The following is a 24,967-nucleotide window of genomic DNA, read 5'->3' as shown; positions in this document are numbered from 1 at the left end:
GACTCAAGCCGCCAGAAACACCCACCGTATCAACACAGCCACCAGCCCAATAACCAGAATACCCCCGAGATAAAGCACCACAAACCACAGCCAGCGTTTGGCGCATGCATTGTTCATCAGTGATACCCCTCATCTTCATTAAGTCTGCCCCGGAACACATAATAAGAGTAGGCGGTATAAGCAATAATCAATGGCAGCAAGAAGACTGCCCCGCTTAACAGGAATTTCAGGCTGGTGTCCGGCGCGGCAGCCTGAACATAAGTCAGGCTATGCGGCACAATAAACGGATAGGTACTGACGCCGAAACCCAAAAACGCCAAAAAGAAAAGACCCAGACTCGCCAGATACGCCTTTACCGGCATGTGTTCAATCAAATCTTTAAACAGCAAATAAGCCAGATAAATCGACAATGCCGGGATCAGCAAAAACAGCAATGCCTGCGGAAATGAAAACCAGCGGTCGGCGATAAAATCATTGCGAATGGGCAACCAGATGCTGAGAATGGCCACCATCCCCACCATAATAATCGCGCTGCGTTTTGCAGTGACGTAATACTGGGACTGATAATGTTCCGGCATTTTGATCAGCAGCCAGCAGGCTCCAAGCAGCACATAAGCGGCAACAGTAAGGAAACCGCAGTACAGGCTAAACGGAGTAAACCAGTCAAACCACCCGCCGCTATACTGGCGATCCACGACTTTCACGCCCTGCAGCAGGGTGCCAAGCATCATGCCTTGCGTGAACGTGGCCGTCAGTGAACCAATAAAGAATGAACTGTCCCAGAGGAACTGCCCTCGCTTGGTTCTGAAGCGATATTCAAATGCCACACCTCGAAAAATCAGCCCTAACAGCATCATGATCAACGGGGCATACAAGGCAGGCATCACGACTGAATAAGCCAGCGGAAACACCGCAAACAGCCCACCCCCACCTAACACCAGCCAGGTCTCGTTACCATCCCAAACCGGCGCCACACTGTTCATCATCAAATCACGCTCTTTGGTGGTTTGGGCTGACAGAAACAGGATACCAATACCCAGATCAAACCCATCAAGGATCACATAGGCAAATACAGCGATGGCGATCAGGATGTACCATATCAATGCATAATCCATAACAACTCCCGCTCTTACAATCCGGTTAGCTCCAGATGTCTCCTGATTGTGACATCGCGGAGTTTGAAGCCTTGGGCCTTAACTCTGGCCTTGGTGCCTCTAAGCCTCTAAGCCTCTAAGCCTCTAAGCCATGCAAGTTTTCAAGCCTTACTTTTTCTCACTTTTAAAGTTTTGCCACTTTAGAGCCAGTGGCACTTCATTCCATTTCGCCAGATTCCACAGGGCTGACATGCAGCGAAGCCTGGATTCCAAATGGCTACACTCGTCTTAGCCACAGTGAACAAAACCCACCCCATACAACTCAGCCCGCCGCTAACTACTCATCTCATACTACTCAAAGACTTACTGTTAAGAAGATAAATGATTGGATGAGCCCATAGCACGCTTGCTTTTCTCAATGTCAGCCTCCGTTTCCGGCACGCGCGCTTTAGGTGGCTGTTCATATTTCGTCGGCGGCTTGCGCATCAGACGCAGGATATAAAACATCCCGGCTCCAAATACTGAAAAATACACCACCACAAAAGCAGCCACGGACACGCTGATCGCCGAGGCATCAACCGGTGAGGCCGATTCAGCCGTACGTAACAGGCCATACACAGTAAAAGGCTGTCGACCGACTTCCGTCGTGATCCACCCGCACAGTAAGGCAATAAAACCGGCCGGCGCCATGAGTAAACAGCAACGGTGGAAATTGGTGTGGTAGAAGAGTTCTCCCTGCTTACGCAGCCAAAGGCTGTAGAGGCCGATGGCCAGCATCATGAAACCAAGTGCCACCATCACACGGAAGCTCCAGAACACAATACCAACCGGCGGGTGATCCGCCTCCGGAAACGCATCCAGCCCTTTGACTTCGCCATTCCATTCATGCGTCAGAATGATGCTCCCTAGATGCGGGATCTGGATTTTATAGTCCACCTCTTTATTTGCCTGATCCGGGATCCCAAACAGAATTAACGGCGCACCCTGATGGGTATCAAAGTGCCCTTCCATCGCGGCCACTTTGGCAGGCTGATGCTCAAGCGTGTTCAAGCCATGCAGATCGCCGACAAAAACCTGTATCGGCGTGACGAGTGCTGCCATCCACATCGCCATCGAAAACATGGTTCTGGCCAGATGGTTATGCTGAGAACGCAGCAGATGATATGCCCCGACTCCGCCGACCACAAAAGCCGTCGTCAGGAAGGCTGCCAGCACCATATGTACCAGGCGGTAAGGAAAGGACGGATTTAAAATAACCTGCCACCAGTCAACTGGAATAAACTGACCTATTTCGTTGACATCATAGCCAGCGGGAGTTTGCATCCAGCTGTTTACCGCCAGAATCCAGAAAGCGGACATCAGTGTCCCCAGCGCCACAATGAGAGTGGCGGCGAAATGCAGCGTTTTTCCGACACGGTTCATACCAAACAGCATCACCCCAAGAAAACCGGCTTCAAGGAAAAACGCGGTGAACACTTCATAGCCCATTAAAGGCCCAAGCACCGGCCCTGTTTTATCAGAGAAGACGCTCCAGTTTGTACCAAACTGGTAGCTCATCACGATCCCGCTGACCACCCCCATCCCAAAGCTGATGGCGAAAATCTTTATCCAGTATTGATACAGCTCGATGTATTTGTGCTTGCCGGTTTTCAGGTATAACCCTTCCAGCACGGCTAGATAGCTGGCAAGACCAATCGTAAAGGCGGGAAAAATGATGTGGAAAGAAACGGTAAATGCAAATTGAAACCTTGCCAGATCAACAGCTAACTCACCCATAATGTCTCCTTACATCCTCGTAGCCTGCGCTACCACCAGAGGAATAAGAATTAATGTGCCTGCTTGCTTGGAGTCTTACGTTCAGATTACAAGTATGGTTCATCCCAGCCAAACGGGGATTTTTAACCGGACGGCAGTGATCGTTTCTGCCAGATTTGCAGTTCAATACTTCAGGATAAATGAATTGCTCACCACTCAGCCCATTCCTATCCAATTTACACGCGGTAAAACGTGAGGGCTAACTATGAGCATCAAATCCTTTCTGGAAAACATGGAACCGGCCTTTAAACCCGGTGGCAAATACGAAAAATGGCACGCCTTGTATGAGGCCGTTGCGACCATTCTGTACACGCCGGGACTCGTCACCCGACAGCAAACCCATATTCGGGACAGCATTGATCTCAAGCGCATTATGATCATGGTCTGGCTGGCCGTTTTCCCCGCTCTGTTCTGGGGACTCTACAATATTGGGCATCAAACTATTTTGGGGCTGTCGAGCCTGTATTCTGCCACAGACATCAACGCACTCGCTGCTGAAAACTGGCGCTACGGGCTGACCATGACTCTGGGCGGCAGCTTAACCGCAGAAGCGGGCTGGGCCAGCAAAATGTTGCTCGGCGCCATGTACTTCATCCCGATTTATGCGGTTGTTTTTGTCGTTGGTGGATTCTGGGAGGTGCTTTTCGCCTCGGTGCGAAAACATGAGGTCAATGAGGGATTTTTTGTCTCTTCGATGCTGTTTGCCCTAATCGTACCGCCAACACTGCCATTGTGGCAGGCCGCCATCGGGATCAGTTTTGGTATCGTGGTCGCCAAAGAGATATTTGGGGGAACAGGCCGAAACTTTCTGAATCCCGCTTTAGCCGGGCGGGCCTTCCTCTATTTTGCCTACCCGGCCCAGATTTCCGGTGGTCAGGTATGGACCGCTGCGGATGGCTTTTCCGGTGCAACGGCCCTGTCACAATGGGCAGATGCTGGTCAACCCGCGCTAATCCACAATGTAACCGGTGAACCCTTAATCTGGATGGATGCTTTCGTTGGGAATATGCCGGGCTCAATTGGTGAAGTCTCCACATTATTTCTGATGCTGGGCGGTGCCTTCATTCTGTTCATGGGCATTGCCTCATGGCGTATCGTCACCGGGGTCTTCCTGGGGATGGCCGTTACCGCCACGCTGTTGAACCTAATTGGTTCAGACTCTAACCCGATGTTTGCCATGCCTTTCTGGTGGCACATGGTACTGGGAGGGTTTGCATTCGGGATGTTCTTTATGGCGACCGACCCGGTTTCAGCGGCATTCACCGATAAGGGAAAATGGGCCTATGGCTTGCTGATAGGCGTTATGACGGTCTTTATTCGGGTCATCAATCCTGCTTATCCGGAAGGGATTATGTTGGCGATTTTGTTTGCCAACCTGTTCGCGCCACTAATGGATAATTTGGTTGCCAGAGGCAATATAAAGCGGAGACAGCAGCGCCATCTTGGTTCATAGACGTTTCAGCGTAGTCCTTAGATGGTTCAACAACTACCCTGAACTAAAATACATCCGTGCCAGTTGCCAATGGGCTCGCTGGCACGTTTATGGGGGTGGCTGAATACAGTCAGTTGCGGGACGACTTCACAGCCGCAGCCGTTTCATCACTCCGATGAACAAGCATAGAAGTACACTCCGGCAGCGGCTGGTTCCATCAAACATTGTCAGAACCAGAAGCATATCCAAGCCCAGATCAACACCTTATTCTGAAAGCTATGGCGTTCGTTTCTCGTGCTCTAACTCGCTGAACTGGTAGCCATTTCGCCCACTTCGTTTTACCTCGTACAAAGCTTTGTCAGCCCTGACAAGCATTTCACTCCAGTACAGCGAAAGTTGAGAGGGTTCATTGGTATATACCGCCCCCATAGAGATAGTGACAGGTAAATCAGTACAGCTGAGTTCAAAATCTTTCGAGCGGACACAATCCAGAATTCGAGTCAAACAAGCATCACATTCTTCAGGCTGACATGCCATAACCAGCACAAACTCTTCACCACCCCAGCGAACGACAATGTCGTTTTTACGCACCGCTTTTCTCAGTCGATTGGCAATCTCCACCAGCACCTCATCACCGACCTGATGTCCCAGTTCATCATTGATTTTCTTGAAGTGATCAATATCAATAACTGACACCAGATATCCGTATTGGAATGAGGTTTTGGACTGACGATTCAGCCACTGTTCCAAAAATCGGCGGTTGTGAAGCCCTGTTAGTGCATCTTGATTCGTTTGTGTCAGCAACTCAGCGTTAAACTTCTCTAACAATCGCTTTCGCTTTGTCACCATCCGATACCGACGATACATCACGTACAGCACTATGATGATCAACCCTGTGCCTAGGCGTAAAATGTCTTCGCTGGCTTTCTTTTCAGCCAGACGTAATTCCACCAATTCTTTCTCTTTTTTCAGCAACTGAATTTCTTTTTCATTCACATTGGCATCAAAGCGCTCTTGCAGGGCATAGAGTTCTTTCTGCCTGATATCAAAAAGGAATTTCTTGTTGTCTTCAGAAAAACGTTTATAAAATGCCAGTGCCGTTTCAAACTGACCTTTTGACTCATAGATTTTTGCCAACGTCAGGTAGGTTCTGCTCTTACGCAAAACGTCATTTTCCGCTTCATAGATGGACAACGCCGTTAAGCCATGTTCAAGCGCCAACTCCTGCCACCCAGAAGAAAGATAGTTGTCTGCCAGACTTTCATGACAAAGCGCGATATTGAGTTCATTCCCACCGCTATACCCAGATGCCAGCTCAAAACATTGATTTGCAGCCTTTAGTGCCGCTTCCTCATTACCAGTATCAAGATAGTACGAGGAAAGATTCACCAGAGCATTAAGTTGCACACGTAGAGAGCTGACTTTATCGGACAATTCAATTGCCCGATCAACATGCATTTTTCGGCGTTGAATGTTATCCAAACCTTGTTCAATCTCCGCCGCGTTAATGTGCAACACCGACTCGATGATCGGGTGAACGCTACCTTCCTTGTCGTATCGATCAAATGCCCTGCTAATGTACGAGTCGGCCTGATGCCACTCTTCCATGTTGATATAGAGAGATGCAATGTTTGACAGGATTAGGATCAATTGTTGCTGATCACCGCATTGTTCGAAAGTCTGGTAGGCCCTCTCATAGTTCGTCAATGCTGACTCGTAAGCCCCCAAATCAACGTCAATATTGCCCAACCACTTCAGGCTTCTGGCATACAGGTGTCTATGGCCCTGCTTTAATGCTGCATCACGCACGCTTTTTAGTTTGACCTGTGCCAGTGCAAACTCGTTTTCATCAACCAAAATGGTCGCTTCACGATACTCAACTTCCAATTTCAGCCAGCGAGAGCGGGACTGAGCCGCAAGCTTATCCAGAGCTTCCAGGTACTGATTAGCTAATTCACGATTGCCGTTACCCGATTGTTCTATCCGCAACTTTCCTAACAGGAGTAATGCTTTAGCCATGAGGGAGGCAGGCATCGCCTTGACCGCGTCATTCGACTGCGGCAATAACTTAATAGCAGCGCTCGGGTCTATCTGGCTTAAAAGATAAAAATTCAGGTATTGTTGTTCACTGGCGTCTAATTTTTTAGACAAATCTTTTAGACAAGTGGAATTTGCATCAACGGTAGCGCTGACAGAATATGAGCAGTTCAAAAAAATGAAAAGCAGAATGGTTTTTAATGAAAAGGAAAACAAACGCTGAAAGCTAGACATACTCAAAATTCATATGATTGTTACTCTTCCCTGCCTAAGCTTCCTTAAAGAAAGCGTATTTTTATCAAATTTTCGAGAAAAAATACATTATTTTTTGAAAGCAAATTCCAACAACTATTGATGACCTACCACAGAACTCCGAAGAACACGATAATGATAATGTAGATAAATTTATCATTCACCTCGTTCATAGCCAGTCCCGGATCAGCGTCTAAATAGACAGATTAAGCGCTAAATTAAAAATAAAACTTTTAATAAAAATAATTATCGTCTGTATTTCTTGCGTATCGGTTCCTGGTTTAAACAACAAGATATTCAATTATAAATACCCCATCACCGATTTCTAAGTCCAAGTTCACCCCGTTATCATCAGGCAAAACATTGATTGAATCTAACTAGACGCAACATTAATTTAACAGCTAAATTGAGGTATATTTTAATGTTCAGTTTTTACATGTGATCGCGTTATCAGTTTCTTCATTAAAGAAACCGGAAAGAATATTCGATTTGCTCGCATGGGTATTGTTAATAATTACTTATATTAAGTCCTGTATAATTTCTTTATCGGATAATTAGGCAGTGCTTTACTGATTTTTAAATTTGATTGAAAAATCTCTGGCACAAAAACAAGATAATTATCACATTTAGCCCGCCATAAATTCTCTAACCTACGTCTAAATCGCCAAGAGCGATAAATAAAAAATACCCTATATCAAATAATAAAAAGCAAATACGGGCTGGAGATTCACTCCTCCCGGCGGAGATACGATCATGCGCATAGTACTAGCTCTGGGCGGCAATGCCCTGTTGGCGAGAGGCCAGGCATTAACAGCAGAAAACCAAAGAGAAAATATCCAAAAAGCGGCAGCGAGTATCGCGGCCATTGCCCGTGAGCACGAAATTGTTATCGTGCATGGCAACGGCCCTCAAGTCGGCTTATTAATGGAACAAAACAGTGCTTATCAGGAGTACTCTCCGGAAACAACACCATACCCAATGGACGTATTAGGTTCGCAGACATGTGGTATGGTGGGCTATATGTTGCAACAGGAACTGCGTAACGTTGATCCGTCCCTTGCAGTGGCAACACTGGTCACTCAAACCGAAGTCAGCAAAGATGATCCGGCATTTGCCAATCCGACTAAATTTGTTGGCCCGGTATATACCGAAGAGCGTGCCAAAGAATTAATGGCATGTTCCGACAAAATCTTTAAAGCCGACGGTAATTACTTCCGCCGCGTCGTGCCTTCACCGCTGCCAAAAGCCATTGTTGAAAAGCAACAAGTTGAAACGCTGTTAAAAGCCGGTAACGTCGTGATTGCCTGTGGCGGCGGCGGTGTGCCAGTATGCCGTGAAGGCGAGCGCCTAGAAGGCGTGGAATGTGTGATTGATAAAGATCTGACTGCGGAACTGCTGTCAGAAACAATCAATGCCGATCTGTTTATCATTCTGACTGACGGTTCCATTTTCCGTCACTATGGCAAGCCGGATCAGGCTGAAATGAAAGTGGCAACGCCGGAAGGCCTGTCTCACTTCAGCTTCCCTGCGGGCTCTATGGGACCAAAAGTGGATGCGGTCTGTAAATTCGTCAACAGTGGCCGCGGTAAGGCTGCTATTGGCTCCCTGTTTGATCTGGATAAAATCCTGGTCAATGAAGCTGGAACGCTCATCCAGCAAGGCGAAGGGATCGAATATTACTGATGCCTGCGCGGCATCCCCTTCTCCGACATCTCGTCATCAAAGCTCATCGACAAAGCCCCTTCGGGGGCTTTTTTTACATCCAGTGGTGCTGATTGATTCCGCTGTTTTCCTTTTATCATCTATACAATTAAACTCGCTTCCCGATTCCTTCACTTACACTCCTCAGACCACAACTCAAAGCTAGTCTCCAGAAACCTGACACGTAGATACTGCAAAGCCGCACCAAAAACTAGTCCATAAAAATTAGCCCATACAGATCACGAAATTTAAACAAATCCATAACAAGCCACCTTGTTTGTATATACATTTATATCAGTTAACAAGGAGGTAACATGGAGCAGTACAACGACACTTCTCAGGTACAGACCAAACAGTATGGACGTTTGTTCGGTCTGAGCGCGCTGGGCATCTTCATCTTTTTCATCCCGGTCAGCTTTAACGGCAAAACCAGTATCCCACTTGATCACCTGGTTAGCCTGCTGAAAAGCTGGTTGGGCGCAGGCACCAGCTGGTACGCATTAGCGATGATTGTGGCTGGCGCGGTGTACCCGCTGGTCACAAAAAGCTGGCGTAACAGCATGACTGATAGGGTATTTCTGGGGCTGAAATGGCTAGGGGTTATTGCAGCGGTACTGGCGGTCACCGGCGTTGGCCCGGCGGCACTTCAGGCACCGGATATGCTGCCATTCCTGTTCAACAAACTGGTGATCTCCGTTGGCTTAATCGTGCCGATTGGCTCGGTCTTTCTGGCTTTTCTGGTCAGTTACGGGCTGCTTGAAGCCATTGGTATTCTGGTACAAAAACTCATGCAGCCTATCTGGCGCACACCGGGGCGTTCTGCCATTGATGCTGTAGCCTCATTTGTCGGCAGTTATTCCATTGGTCTGCTGATTACTAACCGGGTATTCACTGCCGGCCATTACTCGGCACGGGAAGCGGCAATAATCGCGACAGGGTTTTCCACCGTGTCAGCCACCTTTATGGTGATCGTGGCGAAAACACTGGGACTGATGGATATCTGGAACGTCTACTTCTGGGCAACACTGGTGATCACTTTTATCGTTACCGCTATCACAGTCCGTCTTCCTCCCCTGTCAACCATGGACAACCATGCGACTCACCGTGAGCCTGATTGTGAACCCGGTAACCGAATCAAAACGGCGTTGGAAACCGGGCTGGCAGTTGCAGAGAAAGCACCTAGTCTGACTAAAAATATCATTGAGAACTTGAGAGATGGCCTGATCATGACGATCAGCATTCTGCCGTCCATCATGTCAGTGGGTCTGATTGGCTTACTGGTTGCCAAATACACGCCGGTTTTTGACTGGCTGGGGATGGCATTTTATCCGGTGACCTACCTGTGGGGCATTGAAGACGGTGCCGCACTGGCACGAGCCAGTGCCTCCGGTCTGGCTGAAATGTTCCTGCCGGCATTGCTGATGGCAGACGCCGATATCATCGCTCGTTTTGCTGCAGGTGTGGTCTGTGTCTCATCCGTGCTGTTTTTCTCTGCGTCGATCCCTTGTATTCTGGCCACGCGTATTCCGTTGTCGGTCGCGAAGCTGGTCGTGATCTGGTTCGTCCGGACATTCCTCAGTCTGTTTCTGGCGATTCCGACCGCGATATTCCTGGTCGGTTAACGCCAGTCACATCCCCTAACCTCAACTAGCATCGTAGAGTGCAAAAACAAAACGCCCTGAACTGTCTGTTCAGGGCGTTTGCTTTATCTTTACCACCCGGTGTGTTTTCTGGCCTTTGTTCACTGTTCACCGTTCAATTTGTCTCAGCGCCGCACCCGGGTTCTTGCATTAGCAGCAACGATCAACCGGTTAACCAGCACCTTTTTCTTGGTCAATGCCGTCGAATCCAGCTCACGGATAATCCGGGCGATTTCGCCATCCAGATATTTGGCATTTTTTGTTTTAACCATGGCGGTGATCACTTTTTCCGCATTGTCCGGTAAGGGCTGCGCCAGCGCCCACTTCAGGCTATAATGTTCATCCTTCCCACTGTCATTCCCGTGGTTATCGCTGTTGTCAGCATTGGAGCCATGACGATGATTAGGCAGCGCAGTTTTGTGGAATTTTTCAGGCACGACCACATCCTCTTCGCGCCCGAGACGACGGCAGTACTCTTCAACCACCGGGCTTGAGTAATACGGCAGCTCCCCCTCGTGGTACAGTTTCGGGCCAAGCTGAGTCGCGATCGGCACTTTGGCTTCCAGCACAAAACGGCTGGCATTCGTGGCTTTGACAGCACTCATGCCTTTACCTGTGTGGCTGACACTGCCCGATGGCATATCTGTTTTGGTGTAATAAACACTCGCCTTTTCTTTTGCCCGGGTCAGGGCTACGTAAGCCAGTCGGCGCTCTTCCTCAATATCCGCCCCCATACTGCCGGACGATTTATTCATATAAGGAAAAGCGTCTTTATCCCAGAACGGCAAGTAGACCTGTTTATATTCGCATCCTTTGGCCCGAAAGATTGTGGTCAGTTGCACACTGCCCTCATTCCCTGCCTGAGGTGCCACAGCTTGAGGTGAGACCGCCTGATTTGCCATAGCCTGATTGCCCATAGACGATGACGGGTTACCGGTTAACGCATGAGATCGGGATTGCTGCAGATAATACTCAAAGTATTGCAGCGCCTTCTCACAGTTCTGATCCATCGACTCCAGCACTGTCGTCACACTGTCGAGCCGTTCCACCGCTTCTTCAATTTCCGAAGCGGTCGCTTCAGTTTTCCAGATCCAGCTGTCGAGGCCGCTTTCTTTGCGGTACTGCAAAAAGACCTCCGCAGCTTTGAAACTGCCTTTTCGCATCAGGCGTGTCAGCAGGTCAATCCGCTCTGTCAGGTTTTCCAGTTTCAGGGTCGGGTTTGCTTTTTCATATCGCCCCAGAAACGTCATCCAGCCCAGCGGTTCCATTCCTGCCAGTTGCTCACACAGTGGTCGCAGCAGCTTATTCGGAACATAGCAATGAGGAAACGAAAACAGGCTGAACAATAGCGACGCTCGCTGGTTAACCTCCCAGCCGGAATAACGACCGATCGCCAGGTTCATTAGCTCCATCAGCAGTTTTACTTCCCGACTGTTTGCCAACACTGACGGCACCGGCATCTGGTATGGAAGATTCTTACTGAGAAATGCCAGTTCAAACAGCAAGGTCTGCGACCAGCGCCGAACCAGAATCGCCACATCCGACGGTTTACCGCCTTCCGACAGGTACTGCTGAATCGACTGGGCAATTTCACCAACCTGACGCGATGAACCACACTCCACAATCTGCGTATCCGTCACGCCCTCACCAGACGTGGTCAGAAATTCGCTGAAACGCTGCTTATTGTTGGCAATCAGATGGCTGGCAGCAAGAGCCAGACTGTGCCCGAACCGGAAGGTCTGGGACAAGGTGTAAACGGTCGCCGGCGCAAAATCCTGCTCAAAATTCAGCATGAATTGCGGCGCGCTGCCACGCCATTTATAGATACACTGATCGACATCACCCACGGCAAGCAACTGGGTTGCCGGCCCCAATAATTGCTTTAGCAGTCGGTACTGAGCGGTATTAATATCCTGAAACTCATCAACCACCACCATGTTGCATCGCTGGTGATACTGCTGCCGCAAGACCTCGTTGCCTTCGAGCAACTTGACGGTTTCCACCAGCCAGTCATCAAAGAACAGGATTTTTTGTTGCTTTCTGAGCGATTCAAATTTCTCGTACGCATCAATAATGAACAGATAGTCCCGGTTGATTTCCGCCAGCTTAAACACCTCGTAAGGTGAAAGCATGTACGCTTTGACCAGCCCGATAAAACTCAGCAACAGCTCAATGGTTTTGGGGTCTTTAATCACCTGCTGGCGCTGATAGGTTTTCTCCAGCCCGGCCAGCTCACGCAGAACGCCTTTGACCAGTGATTTGTCACTTTCCCCGCTCTGGTAATCAACCCGGTAACCGGTTTCGCGCAAAAAACCGCTCTGGTTCAGGAAACGCAGGCAGAAACTGTGGAACGTATGCACCGGTACCGGCACATCAATACCTTCAGCCCTGAGTTTGGCCTGAAAGTCAGTGCGGATATCGCGGTTAAACATCAGAACGAGCATCTGGTCAGCAGACACATGCTGTAGTTTTTCACCGATCAGTCCAACCAGCGTGGTCGTTTTGCCCGTGCCGGCGCCGGCAATACATAAGGCATTGCCCTGCTGATGGTGAATAAAGGCGGTCTGTTCTGAAGTAAAGCGGGTCATAGCAAATCAGGTCGGCAAAAAGGCCCATGATTCTGCCATATATCACGCAGGGATGACGAATAAATTTCAGCACGTTGAAAGCAGTTCAAACAATAAACCGGAAAAATACCAGAGCCTTTCAGCTCAAGTTCGTGCTGAGGTTGCCCGTGTTACTGGTGTATTTTTTAATGACCAACCCGCTGGCATCCCGCTGAAAAATAAATTTGCGCAAACGTTTGCTTTTCTTGCTGAAAGCCACACAAAGTTCTGATATTATCGCCAGCATCTTAGGGTGTGGCCCTGATAGCGGCCCGGTGACACGGTCCGTGCCCTTCATTTAACTTTCGAAATAGGAATTCGCCATGAGCCTTGCTGATCAAGTTCTCGCTGTTAATGATGACCTGCCAATCCGTACAGATAAACCTGTGCACAGCGGTAAAGTCCGTTCTGTTTACTGGTTAACAGAAGCGGATAGTCGTCGTCTGATCAAAGAAAAAGGCTACAATGTTCAGCCGGATGCGCCGCTGGCCATCATGGTGATCAGTGATCGTATTTCTGCCTTTGACTGCATCTGGCACGGTGAAGGTGGCCTGAAAGGCGTACCAGGAAAAGGTGCAGCCCTGAATGCCATCTCCAACCACTGGTTCCAGCGTTTCCGTGACAATGGACTGGCAGACAGCCACATTCTGGATATTCCGCACCCATTCATCTGGATCGTACAAAAAGCCAAACCGGTAAAAGTCGAGGCGATTTGCCGTCAGTACATTACCGGTTCTATGTGGCGTGCCTATGCCAATGGCGAGCGTAACTTCTGTGGTATTGAACTGCCGGAAGGACTGGAAAAAGACCAGAAGCTGCCTGAGCTACTGATGACACCATCAACCAAAGGGATCCTTACCGGTATTCCGGGAGTACCGGAAGTCGATGATGTAAACGTGACCCGCGCCGATCTGGAAAACAACTATGCGGCGTTCAACTTCCGTTCACCAGACGACATCAGCCACTACGAAAAACTGCTGCGAGATGGTTTCAATGTGATCAGCAAGGATCTGGCTGAACTGGATCAGATCTTTGTCGATACCAAATTTGAATTTGGTTACGTCACAGATGCCAATGGCGCAGAAAAACTGATCTATATGGATGAAGTGGGCACACCTGATTCATCCCGTATCTGGGATGGCGCGGCGTACCGCAATGGTGAAATCGTGGAAAACTCGAAAGAAGGTTTCCGCCAGATGCTGCTGAACCACTTCCCTGATCCGGACATCCTGTTGAACAAAGACCGCATGGAAGAACGTTTTGCTCTGGCACGTGACAACGACCTGCCGGTTGATGCCATGATGGAACTGTCACGAGTGTACACCGGCATTGCTGAGAAGATCACCGGCGAAAAAATCGTACTGAGTGAAAACCCGAAAGCTGAGATCGTGGACATTCTGCGTCGCGAGTATGACCTGATCAACGATTAATTTCGGATCAGCCATGGTTCTTGCGCTCTTCAGCGCAAGAACCATATGAACCCGAATGGTGACGACAATCCGCTCAAGCGGGTGTTGTTACTCGTTACCCTTGTTGTAAAACCCCACCCCTACCAGCTTGTTATCCAGAACGCGATAATAGGTATGCTTGGTTTCAACTTTGCCCGTCGTCGGGTTTTGCCATTGATACACCAGCTCGCCTTTTCCGTTCTTCCTCGCTTGATCCAGCATTTCCGTAATCACCGGTTTGCCATCCGGACTCAACACGTCAACATGCGATTGCCCGACGAGTGACGGAGTTGCGCCATGAGCAATAAACTGCCCTTGCTGCATATCCAGAACAAAGACATACAAATCGTCTTTCACAAACGGGCCTTGCGACTGATTAAACTGCTCAATGGCCTCCGGCTCATTGTTCACCATCGCTTTCACGGCTTCATCCAGAAAGTGACGAGCCTCATAATCCGTCGAGCGGGAAGGATAATAACCAACGGCTACAATGATATCTCCCTCCCTGATGAAAAAGGTGCGTTTCGCCTCGCCGCGGCTGTCTGTCGGGTTGGTCCAGTGGTATTCAATGACCCCTTTCCCAGCCTCGACCGCCGTTTGAATCATTTCCCGGAAAAACGGCTTACCAAACACATCGACTGTGTCCAGCACCGTGTCGCCGGCCAGCACGGTCGACGACCCGCCGCTGGCAAGAAACCGCCCGTCAACACGCAAGGCGTATACATACAGCTCCTTATCAATAAAGTTGGGGTTGGCATTAAAATCTGTAACGGCATCCACTCCCTGTTGTTCGATATGCCGTACCGCTTTGTTGAGCAGTACCATGGCACGTCGTTCATCTTTACTCAGGACATGCTCCACTTCGGCAGTGTTGGCCCACGCAATCGCCGCCACGGCCAGTATCAGCAGAGCCATACTCCCTTTCCACGCAAGCGACATTGTTTTAATCATTGTTTCGCTCCCAATTAAATATGTATTTGTACCTGTTGGTTGCCGGTCAGTAGCCGACGACAGAAGGCAACCAGAGTGTCAGCTGCGGGAAAAACGCGATCAGAAAGACCCCAACCACCGACGCCATAACAAACGGATGTATTCTTGCGGTAATCTGCTCCACCGTTGACCCGCCGATCCCCGATGCCACGAAGATGTTTTCCCCCAGTGGTGGTGTCGCAAAGCCGATAGACAGTGCACACACCACCACGATACCGACGTGTGTAGGGTCTGCACCCAACATATACATGATGGGCAGCAGTACCGGCACAATAATCATGATGGCGGCCAGCGTTTCCATAAACATCCCGACAAACAGCAGCATCAGGATGGCCAGCGCCCAGACCATGTACATGTTGTCGGTCAGACTGAGCAGCGATTCTGCCACCACAACCGGTATTTTCTGTTCAATCAGCAGACGACCGAATACCGTCGCTGCAAACAGGATCAACAGTACGCGTCCGGTAATCCAGGTCGTCGTGGTCAGCGACTTAAAGATACTTTTCACTGCCAGTTCGCGATGCAGGAAGAACCCGACAAACAGGGAGTAAAAAATCGCCACAATCGCCGATTCAGTAGGGGTAAACAGACCGCTGTAAATCCCTCCCAGAATCAGGAAAGGTGCCAGAATCGACCATATGCCACGCTGCAACGTCACTTTGATATCGGTGACTGACCAGGTTTCCGTCAGGCCTTTGTACCCGCGCTTTTTCGCAATCAGGTAGTTCGTGAAAATCAGCGTGGACGCCATAATCAGCCCCGGAATCACCCCGGCGACAAACAGTTTGGGAATCGACAGCGACGCAAACTGGCCGTGCTGGGCAATCGCTTCCGGTGGCGGCATCAGCCCCATTGCCGAAATCCCGAAGATCACGATCGGAATCGACGGTGGAATAATGATTCCCAGCCCGCCAGACGCGGCGGTCACCGCTGAGGCATAGCTGCGTTCATAATCACGCTTCACCATTGCCGGAACCATCAGCATCCCGACCGCTGCCGTGGTCGCCGGGCCCGAGCCCGAAATGGCCCCGAAGAACAAACATGCACAGACCGTGGCAGCCCCTAGCCCGCCAGTCACAGGGCCGGCCAGACTTTCGGCAATATCAACCAGCCGTTTAGAAATCCCAGCCGCCTCCATTAAAGCACCGGCAAGAACAAATGCTGGCAGCGCCATCAGCGGAAAGTTACCGACTGAAGTGAACGCAATCTGCACCAGGGCAATCGGGTTTTTATCCAGAATCAGGTAGGCCGCCATCGAGGCGCCAGCCAACGACACCGTAATCGGTGCTCCCAAAATCAGCAGCACCAGAAAGCCACCGAACAGGATAAGGGTTAAATAGTCTTCCATGAGATTCCTCCTCCCTCGCCGTTACTGCGCAGCCGTTTGCCGGATGGATTGTTGCTGCTGCATTTTTTGCAACTCCTTGGTTTCCGGATCACTGGCTTCTACGCCTTTGAACAGGCGCTCATAGTTGTTCCACAAAATGCGGACTGTCATCAGCGAAAATGCGATAGGCAGGATCAGATAGAAGTATTTCATTGGGATCCCTGTGGTCTGCGATTTCCAGAACAGGTTCATTTTGTTGAAGACAAAATCGTAGCTGAGGTAAACAAAGTAGAGGTTAAACGCGGCCCAAATCAGATCGGCGATGGTTTCACTGATGGTTTTGACAATGGGCGGAAAGAACTTGAAGTGAAAACTGACCCGGTTATGAGCTGACATTTTGGCAGCGACAACGGCCCCGAGATAAGCAAACCAAACAAACATGTAGGTCGCGATTTCGTCTCCCCAGGGAATGGAATATTCAAAAAACTGGCGGACAAGGATTTGGGTGAACAGCAGGATTACAAACGCAGCCAACAGTAGACAGCAGGTGTATTCCTCAACATTGTTGAGATGCTTGCGGATAGAGTGCATGACAGACATATAGCCTCCGGAAAAGGGACTCCCGCTGCCTGCCAGTTGATTCGCCCGCGTTCACTCGGTGACGGGGCGCAATCAGACAGGCAGCGGGAGCTGATCATCAGCGTGACATAGAAAGGCGACTAGCGGCCCAGCACTTCAAGCGCAGCATCCAGTTTTTCTTTGCCACCAATGCTGGCGTAGTACTTCGGCCAGACTGCGGTTGTGACCTTTTCCATCCATTCCTTTTCGCCATTGGCTGGGTCGGTAAACACCATGCCTTTCGCGGCTAACTCATCACGGATTTTCTGCTCGGTTGCCTGCAGGTAATTGAAACTGTGCTCAGTGGCTTCCTTGCTGGCAGCCAGAATCGCCTGCTGCATTTCCGGAGATTGCTGCTGGAAAACGGATTCACTAATAATCAGAGGTTCCAGAGAGAAAATGTAGCGAATATTAGTGACATACTTCTGCACTTCGTCGAACTTCATCGCATGGATGGTAATGTAAGGGTTATCTTGACCATCGACCACGCCCTGCTGCAAACCGGTGAAGGTTTCTGACCAGGCCATTGGTGTTGGGTTAACCCCCCATGCCTGATAAGAAGAAATCATAATTTCATTACGCGGTACCCGAATCACCAGCCCTTTAAGATCTTCTGGCGATTTCACCGGGCGCTTGGAGTTTGTCAGCACCCGGAAGCCGGAATAGGCCCAACCGATAATTCGCACCCCGGCATCGCGGATAGTGTTTTCCACCAGCTGCTGGCCGACTTTACCCTGCGTCAGCAACTTGGCCTCATCGGCACTCTGAATCACATACGGCATGGTGAGCAGGCCAACGGAAGGGGAAAACGGCGTCACGTTATTGATCGCCACGACAGAAAAATCGAGTAGCCCGATAGCGGCGTTATTGACGGTGTCCTGCTCAGTACCCAATTGGCTGTTCGGAAACAGGTCCACTGCGGCTTTACCGTCGGTTTTTTCTTTCAGCAGATCCGCAAACTTGCTCCCGAGCTCATACTGAGTCCCACCGGCCGCATCGCCCAGCGCCATTTTAAAGGTTTTCGCCAGTGCCAGTGGAGAGGCAACCGCCAGACTGACGGCAGCCACGAGAGGAAGTAATGCTTTCTTATTAAACGTCATAAAATATCCCTTCTGTCATGTCGCAGATTCATTTCGCAATCAATGACCCAGGTACAGCATGGCAGTGAGCCACCTGGCCATTTACATGTCCACGTTTGATAAACCAGTTACAGATAACTCATTGTTCGAAAAATTAATTTCCGATCATTCAGTCGCCCCAGCGGTTTAGGCTGCATGTCGGGCAGGTGTGCTGTCTTTCTTTAATTCTTCTGTTATGTGCTCTGTTTCCGTATACGCATCTTCAATGGTTTCATTGCACGTCACATTTCATCTTTCAGGTGGTACCAGCGATAAAGAAAACGCTGACCAAACCGGCGGAATGGCGCAAAGGCTTCCGACTCGACCATCTCCCGCACATTCGGGAACGGCAGGCGTGACTGGAAAATCGGTAAGTCGAGCTGCTGTGCATCTCCGGCGATCCACTGGGCCAGACGCTTACCAGCCTGGGCTGAGTACATCACCCCGTTGCCGCCATAACCCATCGCGTAGTAAATGGATTCTTTCGGATTCGGCTGATAAATTCGTGGCATCATGTCGTGACTGACATCGACCCAACCCCACCATGAATAGTCCACCTGAATGCCTTCCAAGGCGGGGAACTTACGAGTCAAATCGGCTTTGAGCATATCCTCATATTTCTGGTTCGGTGCCGCACGGCCGGTAATGGCGCTACGGGTTCCGATTTGCACCCGGTTATCCGGCAGCAGGCGATAATAGTGACGTAACACCCGGGTATCGGTGATCACTTGGTTGGTGCGGAACTGGCAGGCATCAATTTCCGCATCAGTCAGTGGCCGGGTCACCATCGAGTTGGACAAAATGGGTAACAACCGGTTTTTCAGCTCGCGGTGCAGCCCCTGAGACGTGTACCCGCCGGTCGCCACACCCACCGCACGAGCCCGGACAATACCTCCCGGCGTACGAAGATGATGAACACCATTCTTCGTTTCCCAGCCGATGACCGGACTGGCCGGATGCACGGTTGCCCCTAGGGCACGGGCTTTTTTCAGGTAACCAAATGCCAGCTTACCGGGATGAATCCCGATGCCTTCCGGTTCATGCATTGCCCCGCAGGCTTCCTGATCCCCGACAAACTGTTTTTTCACCGTGTCGGCATCCAGGATCTGGGCATCGTAGTTGAACGTTTCCCGCAGTAACTTAGCTTCTTTTTCCAGTTGTGGCATGACGCGAGGTCGGTGAGCGACATACAGGTGCCCTCCCGGCTGCGGATCACAGTCGATGTCCTGGATAAGGGATTTGAAGGTTGCCATCCCGTCCAGACACTCTTCGTGCATCTTTATCGCAGTATCTACCCCCCAGCGCTGAATCCATTGTGAGCGTTTCAAGCGTCCCGAAGCGCATTGCGCCTGGCCGCCATTGCGGGTACTGCATCCCCAGCTGGCGCGGTTAGCTTCCAGCACAGTGGCTTTGATACCGTATTGCTCCGCCAGGAAAATGGCCGCGGTCAGGCCGGTAAAACCGGAGCCGATGATCACCACATCGACATCGACATCGCTGGTGATCGGGCCGTCATCGGCTGGCGGCTCACCCGCGGTGCCGACCCAGTACGTCGGAGCATAATCGCGTCCCTGCCCCGGATTGGCGGCCACTAGCGGATCGTAAGCCGGGTCATACTGATCTCGTGCCGGGGTGGCTTGTTTGTCATTACCGTCCGGGGTGGCTTCTTGCCGGTTAGCCGCCGCACTGGATGACACATTGACGTCAACATCCTGTTCTTGTTTATCCGCCAGTACACTCATTTCACACTCCTTCTCTTCAGGAACAGACTCACCGTTCGCGGTTGTTATCACTCAGCGGCTGTCATTCGGAAAGTTGTGATGGGCGGTCTTTACGAAACGCATTTTTCACCTGAATTTTGCCGTCTTTCAGTGTGAACACGTCAACCATGCGAGCTTCGATACGGCTGCCATCCGGTTTGGTGGCGCAAAACGTAGACTCGGAAATGGCACGGTCTCCGCTGACGAAGTGATCACCATCCAGCCAGGCGGCATCCGGAAAGTTTTTCCAGACCTGCTGAAAACTCTCTCGAACCGCGTCACGGCCTGAGAACGTGCTACCGAATACTTCAGGGCCGGCCGCAGTATGAAACACACAGTCATCGGTGACAAAGCTCATCAGTGCATCGATATCATGGTTGTTCCAGGCAGCACTGAAGGCTTGTAAAAACTCCACACTGACTTGATCGTTCAACATTTCCTTTGTTTGTGTGCTCATAGTGCTTTCCTTCTCAATTAACAAGTAACATAATAGATTTTTCGTATGGGTTTGATATTCAGTGGGTAACAAGCCGTTTGAAGACTGAAACCCAAACTGATGAACAAAGCCGGTGCATCTTCTTCGTTCGGTGTTTCTTTTTGGGGCACCAACCGGGAGCATTGTTCGTATAACTCGCCAGTATTCTGCTTTTTGAAACCCACCAAACTAGTAACATAAATTTAACTTAAAGTTAGCCCCGACTATGGTATTGTTCAAATTAAATTTCGTAATTTGAGACAAATAATTCCACAAAATAAAATTTAATAACAAAGCTCGCTATTTGATTCATCCTTTTCAGCCGCAACCATTCCAAGCTACTGCAACTAATGCAAAATCACGGCCACTTCAGGTATGAATTTCTGAGCTGTTTCGTCCCGTTTCTACGTACGTGGCGATGCCAATGGTTATTCAGGTCAATGCAAGAAGGGTCGTACCTATATAAAATAAATGGTCTTACCTATACGAATGACCTTACCTATACAAATAGCCTCAACAATAGATATGCATTAATATCATTCGCTGCTGACCAGTCGCTTCTCAGATCCGTCCTCTTTCCCATCTTTGGCGTTAAACGCTCTCAGATACCGAACACATTCAGTCGAAATCAAAATCGCTGCTGTAACGCTTGCGGTATTGACGCAATCCCCCCTGAGGTTCATGCCGATAAGCAGCCGACGACGAGGCTGTCTGCCTGGCCGATGACAAGCGGGAAAAGGCGGCTGCGGTATCCTGTCCCATCATTTCATTCTTCATCAGAGGCAGCTCCAGCCCCTGAGCGGCACCTCCACCAGATCGACTCTCAGGCTCCAGCAAACTGTTCAGGTGCTGACACAATCCGGCCAGACCCGGTGACACTGAGCGCTGATCAATACCGTGGCTTGCCAGCTCTGCCAGCAAAGAGGTTTTCATCGACGGCAGAATTGGCAGTTCCACCAACCGCCCCTGCGAGATCGCTTCTTTTTCCAACGGCACAAATCCCGTTTGTGTTTCTGCCAAATCTGCCGACTCAGCCGACCCTGCAGAGAGCGACGGGTGAATGGTGTACCAGCTTTTCTGCGCCGCAAGTTGGGGATGCGTAGCATGGTCAAATGTTGGTGGAAACACCCGGGTTTCGGTCAATTCAAACGGGTCACTATCGTAATCAACGTCGTTTAGCTTGCTGGCATTCAGCAAGTAAACATAGGGTTCTGCCCCGGCTTTCTGGCACGCAAACCAGAGCGCAATGAGCGGATTACTGCTCCACTCCAGCAACCGGGTTTTCAGCCCGAACTGCTGAGCCTGCGCCAACAGGTGCCAGTAAGGTGAAGGGGTCGATGTCATGGAATGGGTGCCAGCAGCCTCGTGATAACGCCCCGCCACCTCGACATCTTCCCCACCGTAGTGGCGAAACATGTCCAGTACCTGACGTTCGGTATCGAGAGTTGCGGCGTGAGCCTGCCGGGCAATGGCCGGTAACAGCGAGCGGCGGCGGTTCGGCTGGCCGCGAAACAGCGTTAGCTCGTGCTCGCTGCTGTGTTCCCGTATTGCAGCCAAAAAGCCGGCAACAGAACGGATATAGGTTGATGTCTGCATATCAGTACTCCTGTCAATCAATCACGCTGTCCATAGCCGGGTCATGAAGACCACCGACAGCATATATGCCGCAATAAATACCGCGTTCCCAAGCAATAACGCGACGGGTTGCCAACCCAATTCTGCCAGCTTTTCAAAGGATGTTTTCACCCCCAGCGCTGCAATGGAGATCACCAGACACCACTTAGAGAGATCGGAGCTGACCGCCACTACCGATGCGGGTAACATGCCCAGGCTGTTGAACGCCACCAGAGCTATGAACACCAGCAGAAATCCAGGGACCAAAGGCTGCTTGCCTGCTTCGCTGCCACCAGCAGCCGTACGGGCGTTGTGAAACACCAGCATCAGAATCACCACCACCGGCATTAGCATCGCGACCCGGAACATTTTGGCCAGCGTGGCGGCGTCGCCCACATCGGTCGAGATCATGAATCCGGCCCCGACGACCTGTGCCACATCATGGATCGCGCCGCCTAAAAACAGACCGGCTTCAGACGTGGTCAACCCCATCGCAGTTACTATCAGCGGATACAGCACCATGGCAGCGGTGGAAAATGCGGCCACTCCAATCGCGGTAAGCAACGTAAAATGCTCATTTTCCTTGCCCTGCGGCAGCGTCGATGAAATTGCCATTGCGGCAGAGATCCCACAGATACCGGTTGCGCCACCTGACAATAATCCCAGCATTGGCGGCAGCTTTAGTAACCGGGCCAGCAACAGGCTGAACAGAATGGTCAGCGCGACAGCCCCAGCCAGCGCCACCACTCCCACAGTACCAATCGCGTGAACATCACTGATAGCAATGCGCACCCCCAACAACGCCACACCAATCCGCACCAGCTTCTTGGCTGCGACTTCAATGCCGGGCAGGCACTTGCCGTTGTCAGCCAGAAAATGAAATGCCATCCCGATTAACAGCGCGTACAGAAACTTGGGGCCGCCATATTGCGCTGACACAAAAGACGCTGCGGCAGCAATCACTGTGCAAAACATCAGTCCGGGAACGAGACGGGTGAAAGCATCGAAGCGGGAACGGGGATGGCTGAGGGTGTTTGTGGTCATCTGGAAGTCCTCAACAAAGGAAGAAAAATGCCTGGCCCCAATTGAATCAGGGCAACTGTGAGCCAGGCGAAGTGTCACCAAGGATTAAACGTAATCTTTGTATTTATCCAGGAAACGTACCGGCTTAGACAGTGCATCACGGCGGAACGGGTCGCCCAGCTCCTGTGTACACATAATCTCAATGACCGTGGTTTTCCCTTCGTTCATTTGCATGTCGATGGCCTTTTGCAGGGTTGGGCCGACATCTTCCAGGCGGTCAACCGTGATACCTTCTGCGCCCATCGCACGGGCAATCTCAGCAAAGCTCTGGTTGTCCAGTTCACCGGCCACAAATCGACGGTTGTAGAAATCAACCTGATTTTTCTTCTCTGCGCCCCACTGGCGGTTATGGAACACGACGGCAGTAACCGGAATGTTGTGGCGAACACAGGTCATGGTCTCCATCAGACTCATCCCCCAGGCACCGTCACCGGCATAGGAAATGGCTGGTCGGTGCGGAGCGGCCACTTTGGCCCCGATAATGGTCGGGAACGCGTAACCACAGTTACCAAAGCTCATGGCGGCGAAGAAGCTGCGTGGCTTTTCAAAACGCAAGTAGCTGTTAGCAATGGAGTTAATGTTGCCGATATCGGTAGACACCATGACATCGTCCGGCATCGCTTTTTCCAGTTCGCGCAACACTTGACGCGGATGCAGGTACTCGCCCCCGGAGAATGGTTTTTCACCGGCATTTTTCTCGATCATATCCAGGCTGAACTGATCACGTTCATGGGTCCAATCGTCCAGTTCTTTTTCCCAGATTTCTTTTTCAGCCTGTACTTTGCTGAAACGTTCGTCTTTGGTGGCATCACAAGCCAGAGCGCGCCCTTCCAGACGATCGGCCAGTGCCACTGCCGCTGCCTTGGCATCACCGCAAATACCGACGGAAATTTTCTTCACCAGACCCAGCATCTTATGGTCAGCATCAATCTGGATGATCTTGGCGTCTTTCGGCCAGTAATCCATCCCATGCTGAGGCAGTGTACCGAATGGCCCCAGACGCGAGCCCAGTGCAATCACCACATCAGCCTGAGAAATCAGTTTCATCGCGGCTTTCGAGCCCTGATACCCCAGAGGACCACACCACAGCGGGTGGCTGGCCGGGAATGAGTCGTTGTGCAGGTAGCTGTTCACGACCGGCGCACCCAGACGCTCAGCCAGTGCTTTACACTCTTCAATTGCATCGCCCATCACCACGCCACCACCGGAAATGATGACCGGGAAGCGCGCTTCGGCCAGCAGGTCAGCCGCATCGTTCAGGCTTTGTTCACCACCGGCACCACGCTCCAGACGGGCAGGTTTTGGAATTTCACAGGTGATTTCGCCATAGAAGTAGTCACGCGGGATATTCAGCTGCGTCGGCCCCATTTCACTCATGGCACGGTCAAAACAACGCCCGGTGTACTCAGCCATACGCGACGGGTGCGTCACATGCCCCTGGTACTTGGTAAATTCCTGGAACATCGGCAGCTGATTACATTCCTGGAAGCCACCCAGCCCCATGGTATTGGTTCCGGTTTCCGGGGTCACAATCACCACCGGGCTGTGCGCCCAGTATGCCGCGGCAATGGCGGTCACACAGTTACTGATACCCGGCCCGTTTTGCCCAATCACGACACCGTGATTGCCGGATACCCGCGAATACCCATCAGCCATGTGAGCGGCGCCCTGCTCGTGGACAACCGGAATCAAGCGAATGCCGGCCGGCGCAAAAATGTCCATCGCATCCATAAATGCTGAACCCATGATGCCGAACATGTCGGTCACCCCATTTGCCACCATGGTTTCAACAAATGCTTCTGACGGGGTCATTTTTGTTGGTCCTTCAACGGCCTTGCGTGTATCGAGTTCACTCATAGCTATCTCCTTGATGATGGAACTTTAAATGTTAAGCAACACTAAATATTAAATATCGGAACCATTTGTCTCGTTATTAACAACTCCATCTAAACCTAGA

At 50.7% G+C, this 24,967-nt stretch carries 18 protein-coding genes; 5 read left to right on the top strand and 13 right to left on the bottom strand.

Going from position 1 to position 24,967, the window contains the following annotated elements; translation table 11 throughout:
* Nucleotides 1–116: 116 nt before the first annotated feature.
* A complete protein-coding gene (cydB, locus tag FH974_RS06965; RefSeq protein WP_207103617.1) occupies nucleotides 117–1,115 on the bottom strand; it encodes a cytochrome d ubiquinol oxidase subunit II in 999 nt (332 codons plus the stop codon).
* A 348-nt stretch (nucleotides 1,116–1,463) separates the two neighbouring features.
* Nucleotides 1,464–2,870, bottom strand: coding sequence for a cytochrome ubiquinol oxidase subunit I (locus FH974_RS06960; RefSeq protein WP_277991782.1), 1,407 nt, complete (start codon nucleotides 2,868–2,870; stop codon nucleotides 1,464–1,466).
* 244 nt (nucleotides 2,871–3,114) lie between these two features.
* Between FH974_RS06960 and FH974_RS06955 the strand changes: the two genes are divergently transcribed.
* Nucleotides 3,115–4,362, top strand: coding sequence for an NADH:ubiquinone reductase (Na(+)-transporting) subunit B (locus FH974_RS06955; RefSeq protein ID WP_207103616.1), 1,248 nt, complete (start codon nucleotides 3,115–3,117; stop codon nucleotides 4,360–4,362).
* Between the two features lie 255 nt (nucleotides 4,363–4,617).
* Here FH974_RS06955 and FH974_RS06950 read toward each other — a convergent pair whose 3' ends face one another.
* Complete coding sequence (locus FH974_RS06950) at nucleotides 4,618–6,612, bottom strand: GGDEF domain-containing protein (RefSeq protein ID WP_207103615.1); 1,995 nt, start codon at nucleotides 6,610–6,612, stop codon at nucleotides 4,618–4,620.
* Nucleotides 6,613–7,383: 771 nt separating this feature from the next.
* On the opposite strand from FH974_RS06950, the gene FH974_RS06945 reads away from it, so the two are divergent.
* On the top strand, nucleotides 7,384–8,313 hold the full coding sequence (locus FH974_RS06945; RefSeq protein WP_047883588.1) for a carbamate kinase: 930 nt from the start codon (nucleotides 7,384–7,386) through the stop codon (nucleotides 8,311–8,313).
* A 332-nt stretch (nucleotides 8,314–8,645) separates the two neighbouring features.
* Nucleotides 8,646–9,953 (top strand): YjiH family protein, encoded by a 1,308-nt coding sequence (locus FH974_RS06940; RefSeq protein WP_207103614.1) that lies wholly within the window; start codon nucleotides 8,646–8,648, stop codon nucleotides 9,951–9,953.
* Between the two features lie 143 nt (nucleotides 9,954–10,096).
* Here the strand turns inward: FH974_RS06940 and FH974_RS06935 are convergent, their stop codons facing one another.
* Nucleotides 10,097–12,559: an ATP-dependent helicase gene (locus tag FH974_RS06935; protein WP_207103613.1), complete on the bottom strand. Its 2,463-nt coding sequence runs from the start codon at nucleotides 12,557–12,559 to the stop codon at nucleotides 10,097–10,099.
* Nucleotides 12,560–12,611: 52 nt separating this feature from the next.
* Between FH974_RS06935 and FH974_RS06930 the strand changes: the two genes are divergently transcribed.
* A complete protein-coding gene (locus FH974_RS06930) occupies nucleotides 12,612–12,809 on the top strand; it encodes a hypothetical protein (RefSeq protein ID WP_207103612.1) in 198 nt (65 codons plus the stop codon).
* Between the two features lie 91 nt (nucleotides 12,810–12,900).
* The gene (locus FH974_RS06925) at nucleotides 12,901–14,007 is read left to right on the top strand and encodes a phosphoribosylaminoimidazolesuccinocarboxamide synthase (protein WP_047883584.1); all 1,107 of its coding nucleotides are present in this window, start codon (nucleotides 12,901–12,903) and stop codon (nucleotides 14,005–14,007) included.
* Nucleotides 14,008–14,094: 87 nt separating this feature from the next.
* Here the strand turns inward: FH974_RS06925 and FH974_RS06920 are convergent, their stop codons facing one another.
* The 9 genes from FH974_RS06920 to xsc all read right to left on the bottom strand — a co-directional run bounded on the left by FH974_RS06920 (nucleotide 14,095) and on the right by xsc (nucleotide 24,867).
* Complete coding sequence (locus FH974_RS06920) at nucleotides 14,095–14,940, bottom strand: cache domain-containing protein (RefSeq protein ID WP_242551878.1); 846 nt, start codon at nucleotides 14,938–14,940, stop codon at nucleotides 14,095–14,097.
* Between the two features lie 82 nt (nucleotides 14,941–15,022).
* Complete coding sequence (locus FH974_RS06915) at nucleotides 15,023–16,363, bottom strand: TRAP transporter large permease (RefSeq protein WP_207103610.1); 1,341 nt, start codon at nucleotides 16,361–16,363, stop codon at nucleotides 15,023–15,025.
* A gap of 21 nt (nucleotides 16,364–16,384) precedes the next feature.
* Complete coding sequence (locus tag FH974_RS06910; protein ID WP_047883582.1) at nucleotides 16,385–16,942, bottom strand: TRAP transporter small permease; 558 nt, start codon at nucleotides 16,940–16,942, stop codon at nucleotides 16,385–16,387.
* A gap of 119 nt (nucleotides 16,943–17,061) precedes the next feature.
* Complete coding sequence (locus FH974_RS06905; protein ID WP_373689495.1) at nucleotides 17,062–17,970, bottom strand: TRAP transporter substrate-binding protein; 909 nt, start codon at nucleotides 17,968–17,970, stop codon at nucleotides 17,062–17,064.
* Nucleotides 17,971–18,320: 350 nt separating this feature from the next.
* A complete protein-coding gene (locus tag FH974_RS06900; RefSeq protein WP_047883580.1) occupies nucleotides 18,321–19,820 on the bottom strand; it encodes an NAD(P)/FAD-dependent oxidoreductase in 1,500 nt (499 codons plus the stop codon).
* A 61-nt stretch (nucleotides 19,821–19,881) separates the two neighbouring features.
* The gene (locus FH974_RS06895) at nucleotides 19,882–20,295 is read right to left on the bottom strand and encodes a nuclear transport factor 2 family protein (RefSeq protein ID WP_047883579.1); all 414 of its coding nucleotides are present in this window, start codon (nucleotides 20,293–20,295) and stop codon (nucleotides 19,882–19,884) included.
* Between the two features lie 636 nt (nucleotides 20,296–20,931).
* Nucleotides 20,932–21,909, bottom strand: coding sequence for an FRG domain-containing protein (locus FH974_RS06890; protein WP_047883578.1), 978 nt, complete (start codon nucleotides 21,907–21,909; stop codon nucleotides 20,932–20,934).
* 21 nt (nucleotides 21,910–21,930) lie between these two features.
* Complete coding sequence (locus tag FH974_RS06885) at nucleotides 21,931–22,971, bottom strand: YeiH family protein (protein WP_047883577.1); 1,041 nt, start codon at nucleotides 22,969–22,971, stop codon at nucleotides 21,931–21,933.
* Between the two features lie 84 nt (nucleotides 22,972–23,055).
* A complete protein-coding gene (gene xsc / locus FH974_RS06880) occupies nucleotides 23,056–24,867 on the bottom strand; it encodes a sulfoacetaldehyde acetyltransferase (protein ID WP_047883576.1) in 1,812 nt (603 codons plus the stop codon).
* Between the last annotated feature and the right edge of the window lie 100 nt (nucleotides 24,868–24,967).

This window comes from Photobacterium ganghwense (assembly GCF_017329545.1).
Classification (GTDB): Bacteria; Pseudomonadota; Gammaproteobacteria; order Enterobacterales; family Vibrionaceae; genus Photobacterium; species Photobacterium ganghwense.
Note: the sequence above shows the minus strand (reverse complement) of the source record. Positions and strands in the feature narration are given on the sequence as shown.

Bases quoted from the DNA above. Each gene is read 5' to 3' on its own strand.
- FH974_RS06905 (WP_373689495.1), bottom strand. From the start codon at position 17,970: ATGGCGCTGGGCGATGCGGCCGGTGGGACTCAGTATGAGCTCGGGAGC.
- FH974_RS06885 (WP_047883577.1), bottom strand. From the start codon at position 22,971: ATGACCACAAACACCCTCAGCCATCCCCGTTCCCGCTTCGATGCTTTC.
- cydB (WP_207103617.1), bottom strand. From the start codon at position 1,115: ATGGATTATGCATTGATATGGTACATCCTGATCGCCATCGCTGTATTT.
- FH974_RS06900 (WP_047883580.1), bottom strand. From the start codon at position 19,820: ATGAGTGTACTGGCGGATAAACAAGAACAGGATGTTGACGTCAATGTG.
- FH974_RS06930 (WP_207103612.1), top strand. From the start codon at position 12,612: ATGACGAATAAATTTCAGCACGTTGAAAGCAGTTCAAACAATAAACCG.
- xsc (WP_047883576.1), bottom strand. From the start codon at position 24,867: ATGAGTGAACTCGATACACGCAAGGCCGTTGAAGGACCAACAAAAATG.
- FH974_RS06925 (WP_047883584.1), top strand. From the start codon at position 12,901: ATGAGCCTTGCTGATCAAGTTCTCGCTGTTAATGATGACCTGCCAATC.
- FH974_RS06960 (WP_277991782.1), bottom strand. From the start codon at position 2,870: ATGGGTGAGTTAGCTGTTGATCTGGCAAGGTTTCAATTTGCATTTACC.
- FH974_RS06895 (WP_047883579.1), bottom strand. From the start codon at position 20,295: ATGAGCACACAAACAAAGGAAATGTTGAACGATCAAGTCAGTGTGGAG.
- FH974_RS06950 (WP_207103615.1), bottom strand. From the start codon at position 6,612: ATGTCTAGCTTTCAGCGTTTGTTTTCCTTTTCATTAAAAACCATTCTG.
- FH974_RS06945 (WP_047883588.1), top strand. From the start codon at position 7,384: ATGCGCATAGTACTAGCTCTGGGCGGCAATGCCCTGTTGGCGAGAGGC.
- FH974_RS06940 (WP_207103614.1), top strand. From the start codon at position 8,646: ATGGAGCAGTACAACGACACTTCTCAGGTACAGACCAAACAGTATGGA.
- FH974_RS06915 (WP_207103610.1), bottom strand. From the start codon at position 16,363: ATGGAAGACTATTTAACCCTTATCCTGTTCGGTGGCTTTCTGGTGCTG.
- FH974_RS06935 (WP_207103613.1), bottom strand. From the start codon at position 12,559: ATGACCCGCTTTACTTCAGAACAGACCGCCTTTATTCACCATCAGCAG.
- FH974_RS06890 (WP_047883578.1), bottom strand. From the start codon at position 21,909: ATGCAGACATCAACCTATATCCGTTCTGTTGCCGGCTTTTTGGCTGCA.
- FH974_RS06955 (WP_207103616.1), top strand. From the start codon at position 3,115: ATGAGCATCAAATCCTTTCTGGAAAACATGGAACCGGCCTTTAAACCC.
- FH974_RS06910 (WP_047883582.1), bottom strand. From the start codon at position 16,942: ATGTCTGTCATGCACTCTATCCGCAAGCATCTCAACAATGTTGAGGAA.
- FH974_RS06920 (WP_242551878.1), bottom strand. From the start codon at position 14,940: ATGGCTCTGCTGATACTGGCCGTGGCGGCGATTGCGTGGGCCAACACT.